This window comes from Bdellovibrionales bacterium, from assembly GCA_018266295.1.
Taxonomy (GTDB): domain Bacteria; phylum Bdellovibrionota; class Bdellovibrionia; order Bdellovibrionales; family Bdellovibrionaceae; genus JACMRP01.
Window position 1 is genome coordinate 156,234 of record JAFEAQ010000015.1, and the last position, 16,096, is coordinate 172,329.

The 16,096-nt window shown below is 46.2% G+C and carries 17 protein-coding genes; 10 read left to right on the top strand and 7 right to left on the bottom strand.

What is annotated here, in order from left to right:
* The first annotated feature begins 63 nt into the window (after positions 1 to 63).
* Together JSU04_16725 and JSU04_16730 are read left to right on the top strand one after the other, a co-directional pair.
* Entirely contained in the window at positions 64 to 1,062 is a 999-nt protein-coding gene (locus JSU04_16725) for a ribonucleotide-diphosphate reductase subunit beta (protein ID MBS1971957.1), read from the top strand.
* On the top strand, positions 1,049 to 2,047 hold the full coding sequence (locus JSU04_16730) for a hypothetical protein (GenBank protein ID MBS1971958.1): 999 nt from the start codon (positions 1,049 to 1,051) through the stop codon (positions 2,045 to 2,047). The genes JSU04_16725 and JSU04_16730 overlap by 14 nt, the downstream gene beginning before the upstream one ends.
* Here JSU04_16730 and JSU04_16735 read toward each other — a convergent pair.
* The 7 genes from JSU04_16735 to JSU04_16765 form a co-directional block, all read right to left on the bottom strand.
* Complete coding sequence (locus JSU04_16735) at positions 2,031 to 2,537, bottom strand: hypothetical protein (protein ID MBS1971959.1); 507 nt, start codon at positions 2,535 to 2,537, stop codon at positions 2,031 to 2,033. The two genes, JSU04_16730 and JSU04_16735, sit on opposite strands and share 17 nt — an antisense overlap.
* A 56-nt stretch (positions 2,538 to 2,593) precedes the next feature.
* Complete coding sequence (locus JSU04_16740; protein MBS1971960.1) at positions 2,594 to 3,544, bottom strand: HTTM domain-containing protein; 951 nt, start codon at positions 3,542 to 3,544, stop codon at positions 2,594 to 2,596.
* Positions 3,534 to 4,082: a hypothetical protein gene (locus JSU04_16745; protein ID MBS1971961.1), complete on the bottom strand. Its 549-nt coding sequence runs from the start codon at positions 4,080 to 4,082 to the stop codon at positions 3,534 to 3,536. Before JSU04_16745 ends, JSU04_16740 begins: the two co-directional genes overlap by 11 nt.
* On the bottom strand, positions 4,069 to 5,406 hold the full coding sequence (scpB, locus tag JSU04_16750) for an SMC-Scp complex subunit ScpB (protein MBS1971962.1): 1,338 nt from the start codon (positions 5,404 to 5,406) through the stop codon (positions 4,069 to 4,071). Before scpB ends, JSU04_16745 begins: the two co-directional genes overlap by 14 nt.
* A 145-nt stretch (positions 5,407 to 5,551) precedes the next feature.
* Complete coding sequence (locus JSU04_16755) at positions 5,552 to 6,583, bottom strand: segregation/condensation protein A (protein ID MBS1971963.1); 1,032 nt, start codon at positions 6,581 to 6,583, stop codon at positions 5,552 to 5,554.
* Positions 6,584 to 6,610: 27 nt separating this feature from the next.
* The gene (gene trpS, locus JSU04_16760; GenBank protein MBS1971964.1) at positions 6,611 to 7,639 is read right to left on the bottom strand and encodes a tryptophan--tRNA ligase; all 1,029 of its coding nucleotides are present in this window, start codon (positions 7,637 to 7,639) and stop codon (positions 6,611 to 6,613) included.
* Positions 7,636 to 8,295 (bottom strand): site-2 protease family protein, encoded by a 660-nt coding sequence (locus JSU04_16765; protein ID MBS1971965.1) that lies wholly within the window; start codon positions 8,293 to 8,295, stop codon positions 7,636 to 7,638. The genes trpS and JSU04_16765 overlap by 4 nt, the downstream gene beginning before the upstream one ends.
* 233 nt (positions 8,296 to 8,528) lie before the next feature.
* On the opposite strand from JSU04_16765, the gene JSU04_16770 reads away from it, so the two are divergent.
* The 8 genes from JSU04_16770 (at position 8,529) to JSU04_16805 (ending at position 16,084) form a co-directional block, all read left to right on the top strand.
* Positions 8,529 to 9,695, top strand: coding sequence for an acyl-CoA dehydrogenase (locus JSU04_16770; GenBank protein ID MBS1971966.1), 1,167 nt, complete (start codon positions 8,529 to 8,531; stop codon positions 9,693 to 9,695).
* The gene (locus tag JSU04_16775; GenBank protein MBS1971967.1) at positions 9,637 to 11,223 is read left to right on the top strand and encodes a peptide ABC transporter substrate-binding protein; all 1,587 of its coding nucleotides are present in this window, start codon (positions 9,637 to 9,639) and stop codon (positions 11,221 to 11,223) included. The genes JSU04_16770 and JSU04_16775 overlap by 59 nt, the downstream gene beginning before the upstream one ends.
* Before the next feature lie 173 nt (positions 11,224 to 11,396).
* Entirely contained in the window at positions 11,397 to 11,621 is a 225-nt protein-coding gene (locus tag JSU04_16780; protein MBS1971968.1) for a hypothetical protein, read from the top strand.
* A 163-nt stretch (positions 11,622 to 11,784) separates the two neighbouring features.
* A complete protein-coding gene (locus JSU04_16785) occupies positions 11,785 to 12,348 on the top strand; it encodes a hypothetical protein (protein ID MBS1971969.1) in 564 nt (187 codons plus the stop codon).
* A 171-nt stretch (positions 12,349 to 12,519) separates the two neighbouring features.
* On the top strand, positions 12,520 to 13,266 hold the full coding sequence (locus JSU04_16790) for an SDR family oxidoreductase (GenBank protein ID MBS1971970.1): 747 nt from the start codon (positions 12,520 to 12,522) through the stop codon (positions 13,264 to 13,266).
* Positions 13,263 to 13,646, top strand: a complete 384-nt coding sequence (locus tag JSU04_16795; protein MBS1971971.1) for a 6-carboxytetrahydropterin synthase — start codon at positions 13,263 to 13,265, stop codon at positions 13,644 to 13,646. Before JSU04_16790 ends, JSU04_16795 begins: the two co-directional genes overlap by 4 nt.
* Before the next feature lie 35 nt (positions 13,647 to 13,681).
* Complete coding sequence (locus tag JSU04_16800; protein ID MBS1971972.1) at positions 13,682 to 14,383, top strand: rRNA pseudouridine synthase; 702 nt, start codon at positions 13,682 to 13,684, stop codon at positions 14,381 to 14,383.
* Positions 14,384 to 14,479: 96 nt separating this feature from the next.
* Positions 14,480 to 16,084 carry an ABC transporter substrate-binding protein gene (locus JSU04_16805; protein MBS1971973.1) on the top strand — a complete coding sequence of 535 codons (1,605 nt, stop codon included), beginning with the start codon at positions 14,480 to 14,482 and terminating at the stop codon, positions 16,082 to 16,084.
* Positions 16,085 to 16,096 lie beyond the last annotated feature (12 nt).

Consider the following 16,096-nt stretch of genomic DNA (forward strand, 5'->3'; position numbering starts at 1 on the left):
ATGCGTAGGGGCCGGACGGCCCCGGCGCTCGACTTAACTAACTACTAGAAGGATTTTACTACTATGTTGCTCGACCCAGGATTTAATCTCACATTGCGCCCGATGAAATACCCTACCTTCTACGAAATGTATAAGAACGGGATTAAAAACACATGGACTGTAGACGAAGTTGATTTCTCTACGGACCTTGTCGACCTTCACGCCAAAATGACTCCGGCCGAGAAGCACTTGATCTCTCGTCTTGTGGCTTTCTTCGCAACGGGTGATTCTATTGTTGGAAACAACCTTGTTTTGAACCTGTACAAACACGTGAACTCGCCAGAAGGCCGCATGTACTTGTCTCGTCAGCTTTATGAAGAGGCTTTGCACGTTCAGTTCTACCTCACTCTTTTGGACACTTACATTCCTAATCCAGATGAGCGCGCGGAAGCTTTTGCGGCGATTGAAAACATCCCGTCCATTAAGAAAAAAGCTGATTTCTGCTTTAAATGGATCGATTCCGTTCAAGACTTTGAAACTCTTCAAACAAAAGAAGATCGCCGTAAGTTCTTGATGAATATGATCTGCTTCGCAACGTGCGTAGAAGGCTTGTTCTTCTATGCAGCGTTTGCTTACGTATACTTCTTGCGTTCAAAAGGTCTCTTGGCAGGTCTTGCGACGGGCACAAATTGGGTTTTCCGTGACGAATCTATGCACATGGCCTTCGCGTTGGAAGTCATCAAGACAGCTCGCAAAGAAGAGCCGGATTTGTTCAATGAACAAATGGAAGACATGGTTGTTCAAATGCTTGAAGACGCGATCGACTGTGAGATGGAATTTGCTCAAGACGTATTGCAAATGGGCGTTGCCGGCATGTCTGCAAAAGATATGAGACAGTACTTGGAGTTCGTAGCAGACCAACGTTTGGAAAGCTTAAACATTGCTCCTCGCTACAATGTGAAGAACCCGTTTGCGTTCATGGAACTTCAAGATATGCAGGAATTAGCAAACTTCTTCGAAAGAAGAGTTTCTGCATACCAAATGGGAGTTTCCGGAAGCGTGTCTTTCGATGAAACGTTCTAGAGAAGTCCTTCTTTGGGCATTTTTTCTAGCACTGTGTTTCTGGGCAGGTTACCTCAAAGGGTTCCTGCCCTTAACATTTAAGCAGAACCTTTTCACCAAAGGTCCCGTTCGCATTTTGAATGCGACTCCATTTGATTTGCCACAAGACTTTGTCAAAGCGCTTGAAGATGACTTTGGTCAAAAGGTCGAAGTTCAAAGAATTAAAACCTGGGATGAGCTGCAAGCAAAGATGGTCGTAAAAAATGGACCGAACCTGATCTTAGCACCCGCTTACTGGTCTCAGGATCTCGCGAACGAAAACTTGCTTCTACGTTTAAATCCGCTTCGCTCAAAAATTGAAAAACGCCTGTCTCCGGATTTTATTTCTCTTCAAGGGAAGAACTTAAACGTTCTTCCCCTCTATTGGACAGTGACGGAGTTCCGCACCCACAAAGACAGCGCTCTTGGCGACACTCTGGATCAGGCGCTCACAAACAAGAACCTGGCGGAATTGCATCTTTTTCCAGACACGGACCTGATGGCCGTTCATATCAAAGCCTGGTCGAAAAATCCTCAAGTCGGTCTTTTAAAGATTAAAGATATCAGTACTTATCATTTTAATAAGCTTCCGCAAGAGATCGGCAAAAACACTGTCTGGGAAGTTCCACAGGTTTTAAAGATCAAAGACAGCCGCCCTTTGGAAACGCAAAAAAGCAAGGCCTTAGTGATCTATGGCATGATGATTCCGAAGAACTCTATGAATCGCAAAGTGTCTTATCACGTGCTTGAACGCTTGATGGATCAAGATATGGAAGAAATGGCTTTAGCAAAGCTCCCCCTCGGTAGCACATTGCAGGTGTCAGATGGGCCTTTGAGGATTTCTAAAGAACAAAGATCCTCAGAGTTACGTGATTTAAAATTACATGAATTAGTGATTCTCGAAAGACGCTGGCCAGATCTGTTTCAGGATTACTGGCAGAAATTCAACTTTATCTCACCAAATTAAGATAGAGATAACCGCCGGCGGCGTTTGTCACAGGACTGTTATTTGTATCGTAAGCGATCAGCTCAAGCTTAACCGTGTAGATCGCAGCTGTCGGCAAATTACGGATATCAACTGCTACGTCGAACTTGCCCTTGCGGCAAGCCGGCTGTGTGCTACTGCCAGTAACACTGTAAGCAGGGGCTGTCATTGGCGTATTTCCCGTTTGTTTTACGACCGTCACATTAATTTTGTTGCTTGGATAAGTTGAGTAAGCGCAATCGCCACTGATTTCAACTTTTGTATCAGTCGCTGTTGGGTAAAGAGAAACTGCACTTCCGCTGTTTGTAAGCTTTAAACCTGTGGCGCTGGCTGCTTGGTTGGCGCAACCATTGGCAGGACATTTGGAGTTCTCGACGTAGTCGCCCATGAGGCTATCAGAGTATTGATTACATGCCGTCAAGGCGAAGAAACCTAGAACGAGATATGATTTCAAAAGAGGTTTCAAAGACATACGGAGTCCCCCTACCCTTAATCCTATCAAATTATCGGCTTTTCAGAGATAACAAATTAGAAATTCTCAGTCTGAGACGGTTTTAAGTCCTGAAGAGGATTCAGTATGGGCTTTAAACGCTGTTTTATATTCGTAAGAATGCTTTCCAGAAACTCAGGTTGCATAAAGAGGAAGTACACAGAAATCATCACAAATGAGAAATGCAAAAGTCCCATCAAGATTCCGATCGTCAAATGGAAGAAGATCCCTACTATCAACCAAATTTTTCTAAACTTGGGTTGCAGCATGGCTGCCGGGAAATAGATCTCAAAAATTACGCTCGTAAAACTGCCGATGGCAATCACCAGTGGAATATGCCTTAAGAATGTCCAGTCATGATCAACCATCTGTGGATTTGCAAGAACACTCCACAAAGCCGTTCCATCCCACCAGCTTGCACCTTTCAGTTTTTCAAATCCCGTATAGGCGTAAATGATACAAAGCTGGAACTGCATCATGCGCATCATTGCTGATGTCACAAAATCAGACTCCATTCTTATTGGCTTTTTACGGTTGAAAAGATTCAAAATACTGAGACGTGCGCAACTATCCGTGAAGGCGAGATAAAATAAAAACACACCGCAAATTACGTCCGCGCCGAAGATCGCTGCGTAATTCCGGTCCAGGAAGCCCATATGCAGAACCCAAGCAGCAATAGCGACTCCCCGGCCACCAATGCCTAAAAATAGCAATAGCAGCAACAAAACGTAAATCCCATGCACTGTGCCCGCCATGGAATCCGGCCAGAAAAACCAAGCAAAGGTCGGGCGAATAAAGTCGTCCATACTTTCAAGCGCAAGGGCTCGCGGCATAAAAGACTTATCAGTGAAATAAGCAATATTCCATGAGCGCATGAAATAAAGATGCAACATCGTTCCGACGAGCAATAAGCGCATAAAACCAAGATTGATTAACTTTCGTGGGCTAAACCAGAACTGATCCCAGGCCTTCAGAGCTTTATTCAACATGGCAGGACACCTCGCGCTTGATGAGTTCGTTCTGCTTTGAAAGATCTTCCATCGGCTGATTTTTCATAAACGCCGCTTGATCCAGTGGTGGAATCGACTCAACAACAAAATCAATATAGACCGAGCTCGCCCCCGGATGCTGGCGGCAAATTTCCGGAGCAAAAAGTTTTTCTAAGCGCTCTGGATTGAGAATAAAATAGTGCATCAAATAGAGCTCTCGACGTTCACGCGGATCAAAAGTTCCGACATTTTTTAATGCCGGAAAAAAGCCTTCTACAGGATCCTTAACCAACTCCCCGTCGACGTCGGTGAAGTTCACCAAGTAACGAATGTACATTGTATGAGCAGGATCCGGAGAAAAGAAATTCCAAGCTGTGTTAAAGCCTGTTTGATTTGCGTAGGTCGTGATTTGGTGCTCAAAAAAGCGGGCCATGAACGACCCGCCATTAGACATGATAACAACAACAAATAGATGGTAAAGTATCCAAATACTTAAAAGGGACTTTGCAAAAACGAGGAACTTTTTAGAGTTCAGCATCGCCCTCATCAATATCATCCGCTTCGCCTAAGAAAGGCAATTCTTCGGACTCCATTGCTTCTTCTTCATCAACTTCAGCATCAAACTCAGCAATTGCCTGTTGTAACTCTGGATTCTCGACATCAACTTCTACATCCAAAGCTTCACTGGCCGCCACTTCGCCTTCAGCATTTTCGATAGCACCAACCGCCTCTTCTGTCACAACTGGAGCTGACTGACCGGCAGCCAAAGCTTCATCGTAACGTTTGAGCCAGTTTACATCGCGAGTTGGAACGGCTTCATCCATTGCCAAAGCTTCACGGATGTTTTGTGCTTTCTCCTGATCACGTTTTTCACGCTGACGTTGCTTTTCTTTTTCAAAGAAGTCAGACGACGTCGTGATTTCTTCAAGCTGCTCCGTGATCTTAGTCAATTCATCTTCACCTTGAGAGTAGGAAGTGCCGATCGCTTCACCCATGGAGTCCGTGATCGTGCTAAGAGTTTGCTTCTCTTTTTCTTCCTCTTCACCAATCCCTTCTGGCAGAAGTTCATCGATTTGAGAAAGAGTCGGCAATTCTTTAAGGTTACGTAGCCCGAAGATCTCGAGGAACTTACGAGTCGTTCCGTATTGCATAGGACGACCAGGCAACTCGCTCTTACCCTCGAAACAAACCAAGTTCTTTTCCATCAGGGCGCGGAGTAAGTGACCAGACTCGACACCACGGATAACATCGACTTCAGATTTCACAAGCGGCTGCTTATAAGCCACGATCGCAAGCACCTCAAGAGCTGGACCTGAAAGCTTGAATGGACGAGCTTTCAAAGTACGGCGCATGAATTCCATGTTATCGATTTTTGTGCGGAGCTGGTAACCACCTGGAACTTCTTCCAAAGTGACGCCACGACGGCCGCCCGCGTATTCAACCGCCAAAGTCTCTAGGACGCGACGGATTTTTTTAGAATCAATATTTGTTCCTTTAAACACCAGCTTCAAAGAAGCAATGCTCACAGGACGGTCAGAGGCAAACAAAATACTTTCGATGATAGATTCAAGACGTTCTTCTTCAACGAACTCAACCTCTTCGATTTCCGCAGACTCAAAGCCGTCAAGCTCTGTGCCTTCAACAGAAACACCATCCGCTGAATCCTCTTCAGACGCCAGCATTTCAGCTTCGTCTTCTTCGCTGACTTCAGGCAAGAAGCCAGGAGTTTCCTCTTCCTCTTGCAAGAAGATAGATGCTTCGGTTTCTACGTCAGCCGTTTCTTCTTCAGACTCTTCGGATTCCTCAGCTTCAGCGGCTTCGAGCTCTTCGCTCTCAAGCTCTTCAGCTTCTTCGTTTTCGATATTTTCTACAGCTTCTTCTGCAAAGAATTCTTCAGGAAGAGACTCCCCTTCGCTGTTTTTTTCTGCAGTGCTTGCTTGATTTTCTTCATTGAACAAAGATGCGGACTCAAAAGCCTCTTGCGCCAGATCTTTCACTTTCTTCTTCTTAGCCAAGAGTTCCCCCCTCTACGTTGCCATCATTCGAAATGTCGTCTTTAAAAAGTTCTTCTTCTGCAGCCAAAAGCTCTTCGTCGCTCGCCATATCGTCGGTAATTTCGACTTGAGCAACACTCATGTCATCTGCAGAAACTGGAGTTAATACCATTTGTTGATCATTGTCTTCAGCGTCGGTCAAAACGAACTCTTCGTCCGCTGCCGCAGCTTCTGCCGCTTCTTTTTCGGATTTCGCAAACAGGCTTTCAGCGGCTGCGTCCGCATTCACGGCGCCGTACTCTTCCACACTGGAAAGAACGTCGCCCTCAACCGGCTTTCTCGCTTCGACATAAATGTCAGAGTAAGCTTCGGTTTGGAACAAAGAAACAAATCCCATTTTACCAAGTTCTAAAACGGACAAGAACGTGATGAGCGCTTGACGAGCACGGTCTTCCGTCGCTGTCACAAGGTCCATCATAATGACTTTTTGACCGACAAAAAGACGATCTTTGATTTCCAAGATACGGCTAGAGATCGACTGAGCTTTGGCTGTGACTTGGTGGATTTTCTTTTTCGCTGTCTTAACAACTTTGCGGTAAGTCGCAATCAATGAGAACAAAGCGTTCTCTTCAAGAATGATTTCATCTTCTTTCGGAGCCAAGGTCTCACGCACACCGCGCGCCCAAATATCACGTCCCATCAAAGGGCGGTCATAAAGCATTTTTGCGGCCTCTTGGTATTTTTGATACTCAAGAAGTTTTTGCACGAGCTCTTTACGTGGATCTTCAGTTTCAACGATCTCGCCGTTTTCATCGTACTGCGGAAGGAGCATGCGGGACTTGATATGGATCAAAGTCGACGCCATGGCGACGAACTCGCCGGCCACTTCAAGATCCAACTCCTTCATGAGCTTAATATATTCAAAATACTGCTTCGTGATATCTTGGATATTGATATCCATAATATCCATGTCTTCTTTACGGATAAGGTAAAGAAGAAGACCTAATGGACCTTCGAATTTTGGCAGCTGAATATTAATACTCATTGAACGATATTCCCCCTAGCTGTCTGTTTACCACTTCATTTGAGAGCGCACGATGCCCAGTGTCTTTTGCGCCTCTTTACGAGCTTTTTCACAACCAGCGTCGATGATTGAATCAAGCAGTTTCGGATTATTCAACAATTCTTTTTTCTTTTCTCGAGGTTCTTTTGTTAGGGCGTCGATATTGCTGAATAATTTAGCTTTGCAATCGCCGCAACCAATGCCCGCTGTACGGCACCCTTGCTCCACCCAGCTTAAGTCTTCAGCAGTGGAGTAAAGTTTATGATACCCATACACTGAACACACTTCCGGATTTCCCGTGTCCTCGCGGCGAACACGCTGAGGATCCGTCACCATCATGTTTACTTTTTTCTTCAGACTCTTCTCGTCCTCTGTCAGATAAAGAGTGTTCCCGTAAGACTTAGACATCTTGCGGCCGTCAAGCCCCGGCAATGTCGGAGTTTCCGTGAAGAGTGGCGTCGGCTCAGGGAGCTTTGCCTTATATATATGATTAAAGCGGCGGATGATTTCGCGGGAAATTTCCAAATGCGCCGTCTGGTCTTTTCCAATCGGTACTTTTTCGCCGCGGTAAATCAAAATATCTGCCGTTTGCAAAACAGGATAAGCAAAACGACCCAAGTTATGGGTGTCATTGGCCTTCGCCTCTTCCTCGGCGTCTTTCCAAGTTGTAACGCGCTCTAGCCAACCCATCGGAGTCAGGTTCGCAAGAATCATAAAGAGTTCGATATGCTCTGGAACCTTGCTTTGAACAAAGATTGTTGATTTCTCAGGATCAAGACCCCAAGCAATAAACTCTGCGATCATCTCGCGGGTCCATGGCGTGACTTCATTCGTCGTTCTGTAGGCCGTGGTCATTCCATGCCAGTCCATCGCGCCAAAGAAGCAATCGTAGGTGCCTTCGTTTTGAAGTTTCACGAAGTTACTGAGGGCCCCCCAGTAGTTTCCGATATGCAAAGGACCGGTGACTCGAATTCCGCTCATCACGCGTTGACGGCGTGGTGGTTTTACAGGCTGCTGCGGTTGTTCGTTTTCACTCATAGCATTCCACCCAGGGCCGTCTTCATTAAAAGATCCTGCCCCCAGTAAACCGGGATCGCGAGCACATGCAATGCTCCCGTCAGAATCAGTGCCATCAAAATCATGCTCGTGATGTGCTCGTTTTGTTCAAGTTTGTAGTTAAGTTGCGCTGGCAAAAAGCGCGCAAGCACCTTACCGCCATCCAAAGGGTTGAGCGGAATCAAATTGAAAATCGCAAGAAACAGATTCGTCGTGATGAAGACCTTTACGATTTTCAGGAACGACATCACCACGTCTGAAACGAGGAAGTAACGCGCCGTAATGGCGATCACCAAAGCTCCGACGAGGGCGAGGAAAATATTCGAAAGGGGCCCTGCAAGCGCCACCCAGAACATGTCTTTTTTCGCATCTTTCAAATTTCGGGCATTCACGGGAACAGGTTTCGCCCAACCAAAAAAGATGGGAGTGGCGAAGATGATCGACATCAGAGGCAAAATCAAAGTGCCGAGCATATCCATGTGGGCTACCGGGTTCATCGTCAAACGGCCCATAATTTGTGCAGTATTATCGCCACGGAGTTTTGCCACCCATCCATGAGCGAACTCGTGAAAGCAAAGTGCGAACAAAAACGGAATGTAATAAACGCCAACCTTTGCACCGATTTCCATCAGGTCCATAGTATTTTCCTCAATCGACTTACAGTCGAACTTCAGGCCTCCGGCCTTACGTATCCTTTTACGCTACCCAACACCTAGACACTTGTCTAGAAACAGTTGGCTGCGTGCCCAAAGATCATGCACCCGATGACGCGCAATGTGCTTCGAGTTTCTGCGCTTAATTCCGGTTGCTTACGACGAAGCTTGCAGATAGTTTTTAGGGGCTTTTTTATCACAATTTGAAGGAGTTTATGATGTCTAATTCTGTTGATGCCCGTCCTGCGCTGACGATTCTCTCTGAAGACGAAATGGCTTTCCGCGAAGCTGTTCGTAGCTTTGCTGAATCTGAAATCAAACCCCATGTTACTCACATGGACGAAAAAGCCGAAATGGATCCGGCGATCGTTAAGAAGCTTTTCGAGATGGGTTTGATGGGCATTGAGACTCCTGAAAAATACGGCGGCGCCGGCTCCACTTTCACAATGGCCTGCTTAGCGGTTGAAGAGCTTGGCCGTGTGGACGGTTCTGTCAGCGTTCTTTTGGATGTGCAAAATACTTTGGTAACCAACGCGTTTCTTAAATGGGGGAATGAAAAACTCCAAGCGAAGTACTTGCCAAAGATGGCTTCTGAATGGGTCGGCGCTTACGCTTTGTCTGAAAGCTCTTCAGGTTCTGATGCATTTGCATTGAAATTAAAAGCTGAACTTAAAGGCGACAAATATGTTTTGAATGGTTCAAAACTTTGGATCACGAACGGCAAAGAAGCCAACGTGTTCATCTGCTTTGCGAACGTTGATTTCGGCAAAGGCTACAAAGGTATCACGGCGTTTGTTGTTGAGAAGTCCTTCAAAGGTTTCTCGGTTGGTAAAAAAGAAGACAAACTCGGCATCCGCGCAAGCTCAACTTGCGAATTGCTCTTTGATAACTGCGAAGTGCCGGTTGAAAACGTTCTTGGCGAAGTCGGCAAAGGTTACAAAATTGCGATTGAGACATTGAACGAAGGGCGCATCGGAATCGGCGCGCAAATGGTGGGGATCGCTCAAGGTGCTTACGAGGCGACGTTAAATTATATTAAATCTCGCGAACAATTCGGCAAATCCATCGCTCAATTCCAAGGCGTTCAGTTCCAATTGGCTGAAATGCGCACGGAACTCGAAGCCGCTCGTTTGATGGTTTACAATGCTGCTCGCTTGAAAGATGCCGGCCAAGATTTCATCGAAGCGGCCGCAATGGCGAAATTGTTCTCTTCACGTGCTGCTTGCAACATCACATCGACGGCGGTGGACTTGTTCGGCGGTAACGGCTTCACAAAAGAATATCCAGTTGAGAAGTTCTGGCGTGATGCAAAGATCGGTCAGATCTATGAAGGAACGACAAACATGCAATTGCAAACGATTGCCAAAATGGAGCTCGATAAGTAAGGAGTTCCCTTTGAAGAATCTTGTTAGCCTGGTTTTAGTAGTCCTTTTCGGTTCGCTGGGTTTTGGCGCGGGAGAAACTCCCGCCCCGACTTTCAAACTGCATCTGTCCAACGAGCCAAGCCAACTCGATCCTCATCAGCAGAAGTCTTCAGCCTCCAGCTATCTTCTGCAAAATCTCTATCGCAATATTTTCTTCTACGACAATAAGCAGGGCCTCGTTCCGGATCTCGGCGAGAGCTGCAAACGCGATGGACCTTTGGTTCTTATTTGTAAGCTTAAAAAGGGGCTTATATGGAGTGACGGCAGTGCATTGACTTCTGCCGACTTTATTAAAGGCTATCAACGAGTTCTTGATCCGAAAAACGCCGCTCCTCGCGCGGACATGCTTTTCAAAATTAAAAACGCGCCGGCGATTTACAAGGGCCAAAAAAAAATGGAGACCCTTGGCATCACCGCTCCTGATGCGACGACTTTGCGTTTTGAGTTTGAAGAAAAAGATCCTGACTTTGAATACAATCTTGCGAGCTTCTTAATTGCGCCGGTGAAGAATATTCTAAAGCCCGGGCAAAAAGTTTCTGAATTGATTGTCAATGGTCCTTATAAAATGGCCGATTGGCTGCCTGGACAAAAAATTCAACTTATTAATAATACCAATTACAAGCTGGGAAATTTTAACAAGCGCCCGCTCGTTGAAATTCTTTTTATCAACGAAGACAGCGTCGCCCTTCAGCTTTATGAGAAAAACGAGCTCAGTTTCCTGCGCCGCCTGCCGACTCTTTATATTCCAAAATTTAAATCGCGTCCGGACTTCTATTGGATTCCGGTGATTCGCTTTGACTACATTGGCTTTGGTCCTTCATTGAAAGACCATCCAAAAATCCGCGAAGCCATTGCTCTTTCTCTTAATTACCCTGAACTGCAGAAAATCTTTTCTTCAGAAGGAGTTCCGGGTTGTCCGGGAATTCCGAGCGCTTGGATGACAGAAGAGTTATGTTACAAACTCGATGCGCAAAAAGCGAAGAAGGCTTTTAGCGAAGACAAAAAAGTTCCCGCTGATATGAAGCTCATGTACTCCGCTTTGGGTGGTGAAGATCATCGCCGCGCGACCGAGTGGATGCAGGCACAGTGGCAAAAGAACCTCGGCCTTAAGGTGCAGCTCGTACTTCGTGAAAACAAAGTCTACTTGAACGAACTGCAAAGCAATCCGCCGGCACTTTTCCGTAAAGGTGTCGCCCCGGACCGCCCCACCTGTTTAGCAACGCTTGAGACCTTTGCGGACTGGAGTCCTGAGAACTACATCCAGATGAAAGACCCTGAGTATCAAGCGATCTTAAAAAAACTCGGTGAATCTACAAAGCCTGAGGATCAGCGCAAGATCTGCACGGAGGGCATTCACTATTTGATGGATCGTTACCTCGTGATTCCTCTTGGCGAAATTCACTTCGCGATGATGGCGAAAAAGACTTTCCATGGCTGGAAGGTCAACTCCATGAACCAACTCGATCTTGCAGATTTATCTGCCGATTAGAACGCCTCAACGTCTCAGACTGAAACAAAATGGGTTTAAAACTAGACCCATTTTCCCGCTATAAGACATTCATCCCCAAAACTTTTGTCTCAACTTTTCTAGATCAAGGCCGATAAGTCTAACATCCAGTCCTGAGACGACAGGGTACGAACACAATAGGGGAGAATTTCCAAATGTCTGAAACTAAAAAGACTGAAAAACAAGTTCCTAATAACGTGATCCAACTCGGCCCAACGAAGTGCTGCGGCGAAGGCTGCAACAAGAAGCCTGAAAAAGCGGGTTTCTGCATGGAGCACTTTGAATGGTTTAAAGCCGGTCTCCTCACTAAAGAAGGCGCGAAAGCTGCTGACTTCGAGAAAAAGCACTACCACTTTATGAAGGCGAAAAGAGCCGCATAAGGTTTTACTGTTCCTGAAACTTTTGAACCCTTGCGATTCCCATTTCCGTTATAGCCCTTCAAGATGAAGGGCTTTTTTTCGTCCTGATTTACTATGTAAACTAATTGCAGATTGACCCTTCTACACTCACCTCTTATTTTTTAGGTATACATAGGAGAGAATTGTGAATTCTACTTTTTCTAAGATTGTTTTGGTTTGCGCTTCGGCGCTTTTATTGAATGCTTGTGCTTCTTCGGCGACGGTTTCTGGGATGATTAATACGGAGTATTCTGGGACGAAGCCCTCGAGCCAGAAGATGCAGAATACTGTGCAGCTCGGGGATGTGTATGGTGGAAACGAGACGAACCCGATGTGGACTTCACAGATTTCCGGCAATGATTTCAAAGAGGCCCTTCGTGAGTCTTTGAAGAATGCGGGCTTTGCGGCTTCTGGTGAAAACACCCGTTATGTTTTGAAAGCGAATTTGATGCGTATTGATCAGCCGCTGTTTGGTTTGGATATGACCGTCACAACGACTGTGAAGTACATCCTTGTTGATAAAGTTAAAAACACCGTTGTTTGGACTCAAGACGTTTCCGCAGCCCACACGGCGACTTTTAGTGATGCGGCTATGGGCATGGTGCGCTTGCGTCTTGCCAATGAAGGTTCTGCAAAAAAGAACATCGGTCAGCTCTTAGGCATTCTCCAGGGACTTGATCCAGATAAAATTTCTGTCGGCTTAAACTAAAATTGAAATTGATATGGGGTGCTAGATAGTGCCCCAGAAGGCCATGAAGAAAATAAAGCCGAAAATGAAGTATTTGAGGCTGATTTTTAAAGCTTCTTCGATAGACATGACTTCTCATCGGCACTTTCCCCTGCTAACATGACCCTCTCTAGACTTTAGTGAGGTTCTCCTATGAAAAAAGCAGCTCTCATCACAGGCGCCAGCTCCGGTATCGGCCAAGCCACTGCGCTTGAATTTGCCCGCCAAGGCTATTTTGTCTACCTCATGGGACGCAACAAGGAACGCCTCGAAGAAACGGCTCTGCAATGCCCTGCCGGCGCTTGCTTGCTGTCTTGTGATCTCACAGATCCGAAGGCGGTTGAAAAGCGCGTGCATGAGATTTACGAAAATCCAATTTATCGCATGGAAGTGCTCGTGAATAACGCTGGCATTTTCCAAACTCACAGCATGGAAGAAGGCTCGGACGAAATCTGGGACCGCATGTACAAAGCCAATCTGCTCGGCCCTGTTCGTCTGACCCGACTTTTGATTCCTTATTTCAAAAAGCATCAGAAGGGCTCCATCGTCAATGTGTCTTCAACTCTCGGAATGAGACCTTCTTCGAATACAGGTGCGTACTCTGCTTTGAAAGCCGCAATGATCAATTGGACCCTGAGCCTGGCGCAAGAAGCAGGTGCCTACGGTGTTCGTGTCAATTGCATCTCTCCTGGAATTGTCGATACACCGATTCATGCCTTTCATAGTCTTGAAGATCTGCAAAAGCAGCATCGTCTGGCAGAGATGGCAAAGCTTCAGCCTCTTGGCCGCATCGGCACGCCGGAAGATATCGCAAAGAGCATCTACTTCCTGGGCTCGGACCTTTCTTCATGGACGACAGGGGCGGTTCTGGCCGTTGATGGCGGGATCAATCTGCAATGACGAAGGCCCTGATTTTGAGCGAAGGCTTCGCAGCGGCTCACCTTTATCACCAAAAAGCCTGGTCTGAAGCCGAAAACAAGGCCTGCTTTGGCAAATGCTTTACCGAGCATGGCCATGGCCACAATTACCGCTTTGAGGTCGGCTTTACCGAGCCAAAAACTCCTCGCGAAGAGCTGATGAAGGCCGTTAGAGCGACAACGGACCTTTTGGATCACCAGCATCTCAACTTTGTCATTCCGGAGTTCAAGGATCTCGTCCCAACGACCGAAAATATCGCCCTTTATCTCCTAAAAAAACTTCAAGAGCGCTCCCCAGGGGAGCAGATTTCCTATATAAAGCTCTATGAGATGAACGATTTGTGGGTGGAGATCCGACCGTGAGTAATGACGAAAACAAAGTCCGATTGTCTAAGTTGATGGCTGAAAAAGGCCTTTGCTCGCGTCGTGAGGCCGATACTTACATCGCTGAAGGCCTCGTCATGGTCGATGGCGTGAAAGTCGACGTTCTTGGTACGAAGGTTTCTCCAAACGCGCGGATTACTTTGGATGCAAAAGCACTTAAAAATCAGAAAAATCTTGCCACGATCATTTTAAATAAACCGATCGGTTATGTCTCAGCCCAGCCAGAGCCTCAGTACACTCCTGCGATCAAGCTGATCACGCCTGAAAACCAATTCGGCGCAAGCAAGCAAAAACTCACGAAGGAATCCTTCGAGGGTCTTGCGGTTGCAGGCCGCCTGGATATTGATTCTCAGGGCTTGTTGATTTTCACCCAAGACGGTCGCATCGCAAAACAGATCATAGGTGAAAACAGCGAGATCGATAAAGAGTACCTCGTGCGCGTTGAAGGCAGACTGCCAAAAGAAAAACTGGAACTTCTTCGCTTTGGACTGGAACTTGATGGAAAACCGCTCCGCCCTGCTATTGTTGAGTGGGTGAACGCAGACCAGTTACGATTTGTCCTGACAGAGGGAAAAAAACGTCAAATCCGCCGCATGTGCGAAGCTGTGGGACTCAAAGTTCGCGGCTTGAAACGCGTTCGAGTCGGAAAACTCATGCTCGGCCATCTTCCTGAGGGAAAATGGCGCTTCTTAGAGCCTGGCGAGAGTCTTGATTAGCGCCTTTCTTGACACGTGATATACAATTTCTTTCTAGCAATATTGTTAAGTTCATTTAACAATCGTTTCAGAAAAATAGAACCCCATGGAGGATTCATGAAACGATTGGTGACATTGAGTGTGCTTATGACGGCGGCTCTTTTCGCAGGCAGCGCTTCTTTTGCGGCAAAAAGTGAAGGCAAAACTTTCGTGTACTGCTCTGAAGGCAGTCCAAGTTCTTTTAACCCCCAATTGGTGGCTGATGGAACTTCGCTCAATACCATGCACCCTATTTACAACGGCCTTGTTGAATTCGAATTGGGCACAACAAAAGTCGTCCCAGCCCTCGCTGAATCTTACACCATCTCTAAAGACAAACTCACTTACACTTTTAAACTTCGCAAAGGTGTGAAATTTCACACGACAAAGAATTTTACGCCAAAGCGTGAATTCAACGCTGAGGATGTGATCTTCTCTTACGAGAGAATGTGGAAGAAAGATCACCCTTACCACAATGTCGGCGGCGGTACTTACGAGTACTTCGAAGGTATGGACATGGGTAAAGTCATTAAGTCGATCAAGGCTATTGATCCAATGACTGTAGAAATCACTTTGAACTACGCGGAAGCTCCTTTCATTGCAAATATGGCAATGCCGTTCATGAGCATCCTTTCAAAAGAATACGCCGATCAACTGACAGCTCAAGGTAAGCAAGCGGACATCGATCTTGTTCCTGTGGGCACGGGACCTTTTGTGATGCAATCTTATGCAAAAGGCAGCTCTATTAAGTACACGGCGTTTGAGAATTACTGGGGTAAAAAAGGCAATATCGAAAAACTTATTTTTGCGATCACTCCGGACGCCAATGTGCGTGCACAGAAATTGAAAACCGGCGAATGCCAGTTTATCACAGAACCGGCTCCTTCAGACCTCGAAGCTTTAAAGAACGATACAAAAGTCAGCGTGATCAATGCTCCGGGGCTCAATGTTGCTTATCTTGCAATGAATGTTACAAAAAAGCCGTTTGATAATGTGATGGTTCGTCAGGCCGTGAACTATGCTTTAAACCGTAAAGCGTACATCGATGCGATCTTCCTCGGAAACGCAACGATTGCTAAAAATCCAATCCCACCGACAATCTGGTCTTATAACGATGCGGTGAAGGACTATGAATACAATCCTGAAAAGGCAAAAGAGCTTTTGAAGAAAGCCGGCTACCCAAACGGCTTTGAAACTGAAATGTGGACGATGCCCGTTTCCCGCCCTTACAACCCGAACGGCAAAAAGATGGGCGAACTCATGCAAGCCGATCTTGCAAAAGTGGGCATCAAAATCAAACTCGTTACTTTCGACTGGCCGACTTACTTGTCTAAATCAAAAGTTGGCGAACATACGTTGATCCAATTCGGTTGGACTGGCGATAACGGCGACCCGGATAATTTCTTGAATATGCTTCTGGGTTGTTCAAGCGTTGAGTCCGGCTCAAACTACGCTCGTTGGTGCAACAAACCATTTAATGATCTTGTGACCGAAGCTAAAAAAGTAACGGACATGAAGAAGCGTACGGATCTGTATAAAAAAGCCCAGGTGATCTTTAAAGAAGAAGCCCCTTGGGTGACTCTCGATCACTCCTCTGTTCATCGTGCGATGTCTAAGAGTGTAAAGAACTACAAAATGGACCCATTGGGTGCCGACATCTTTAATCAGGTGAATATCGAGTAGATCGGTTTTAGG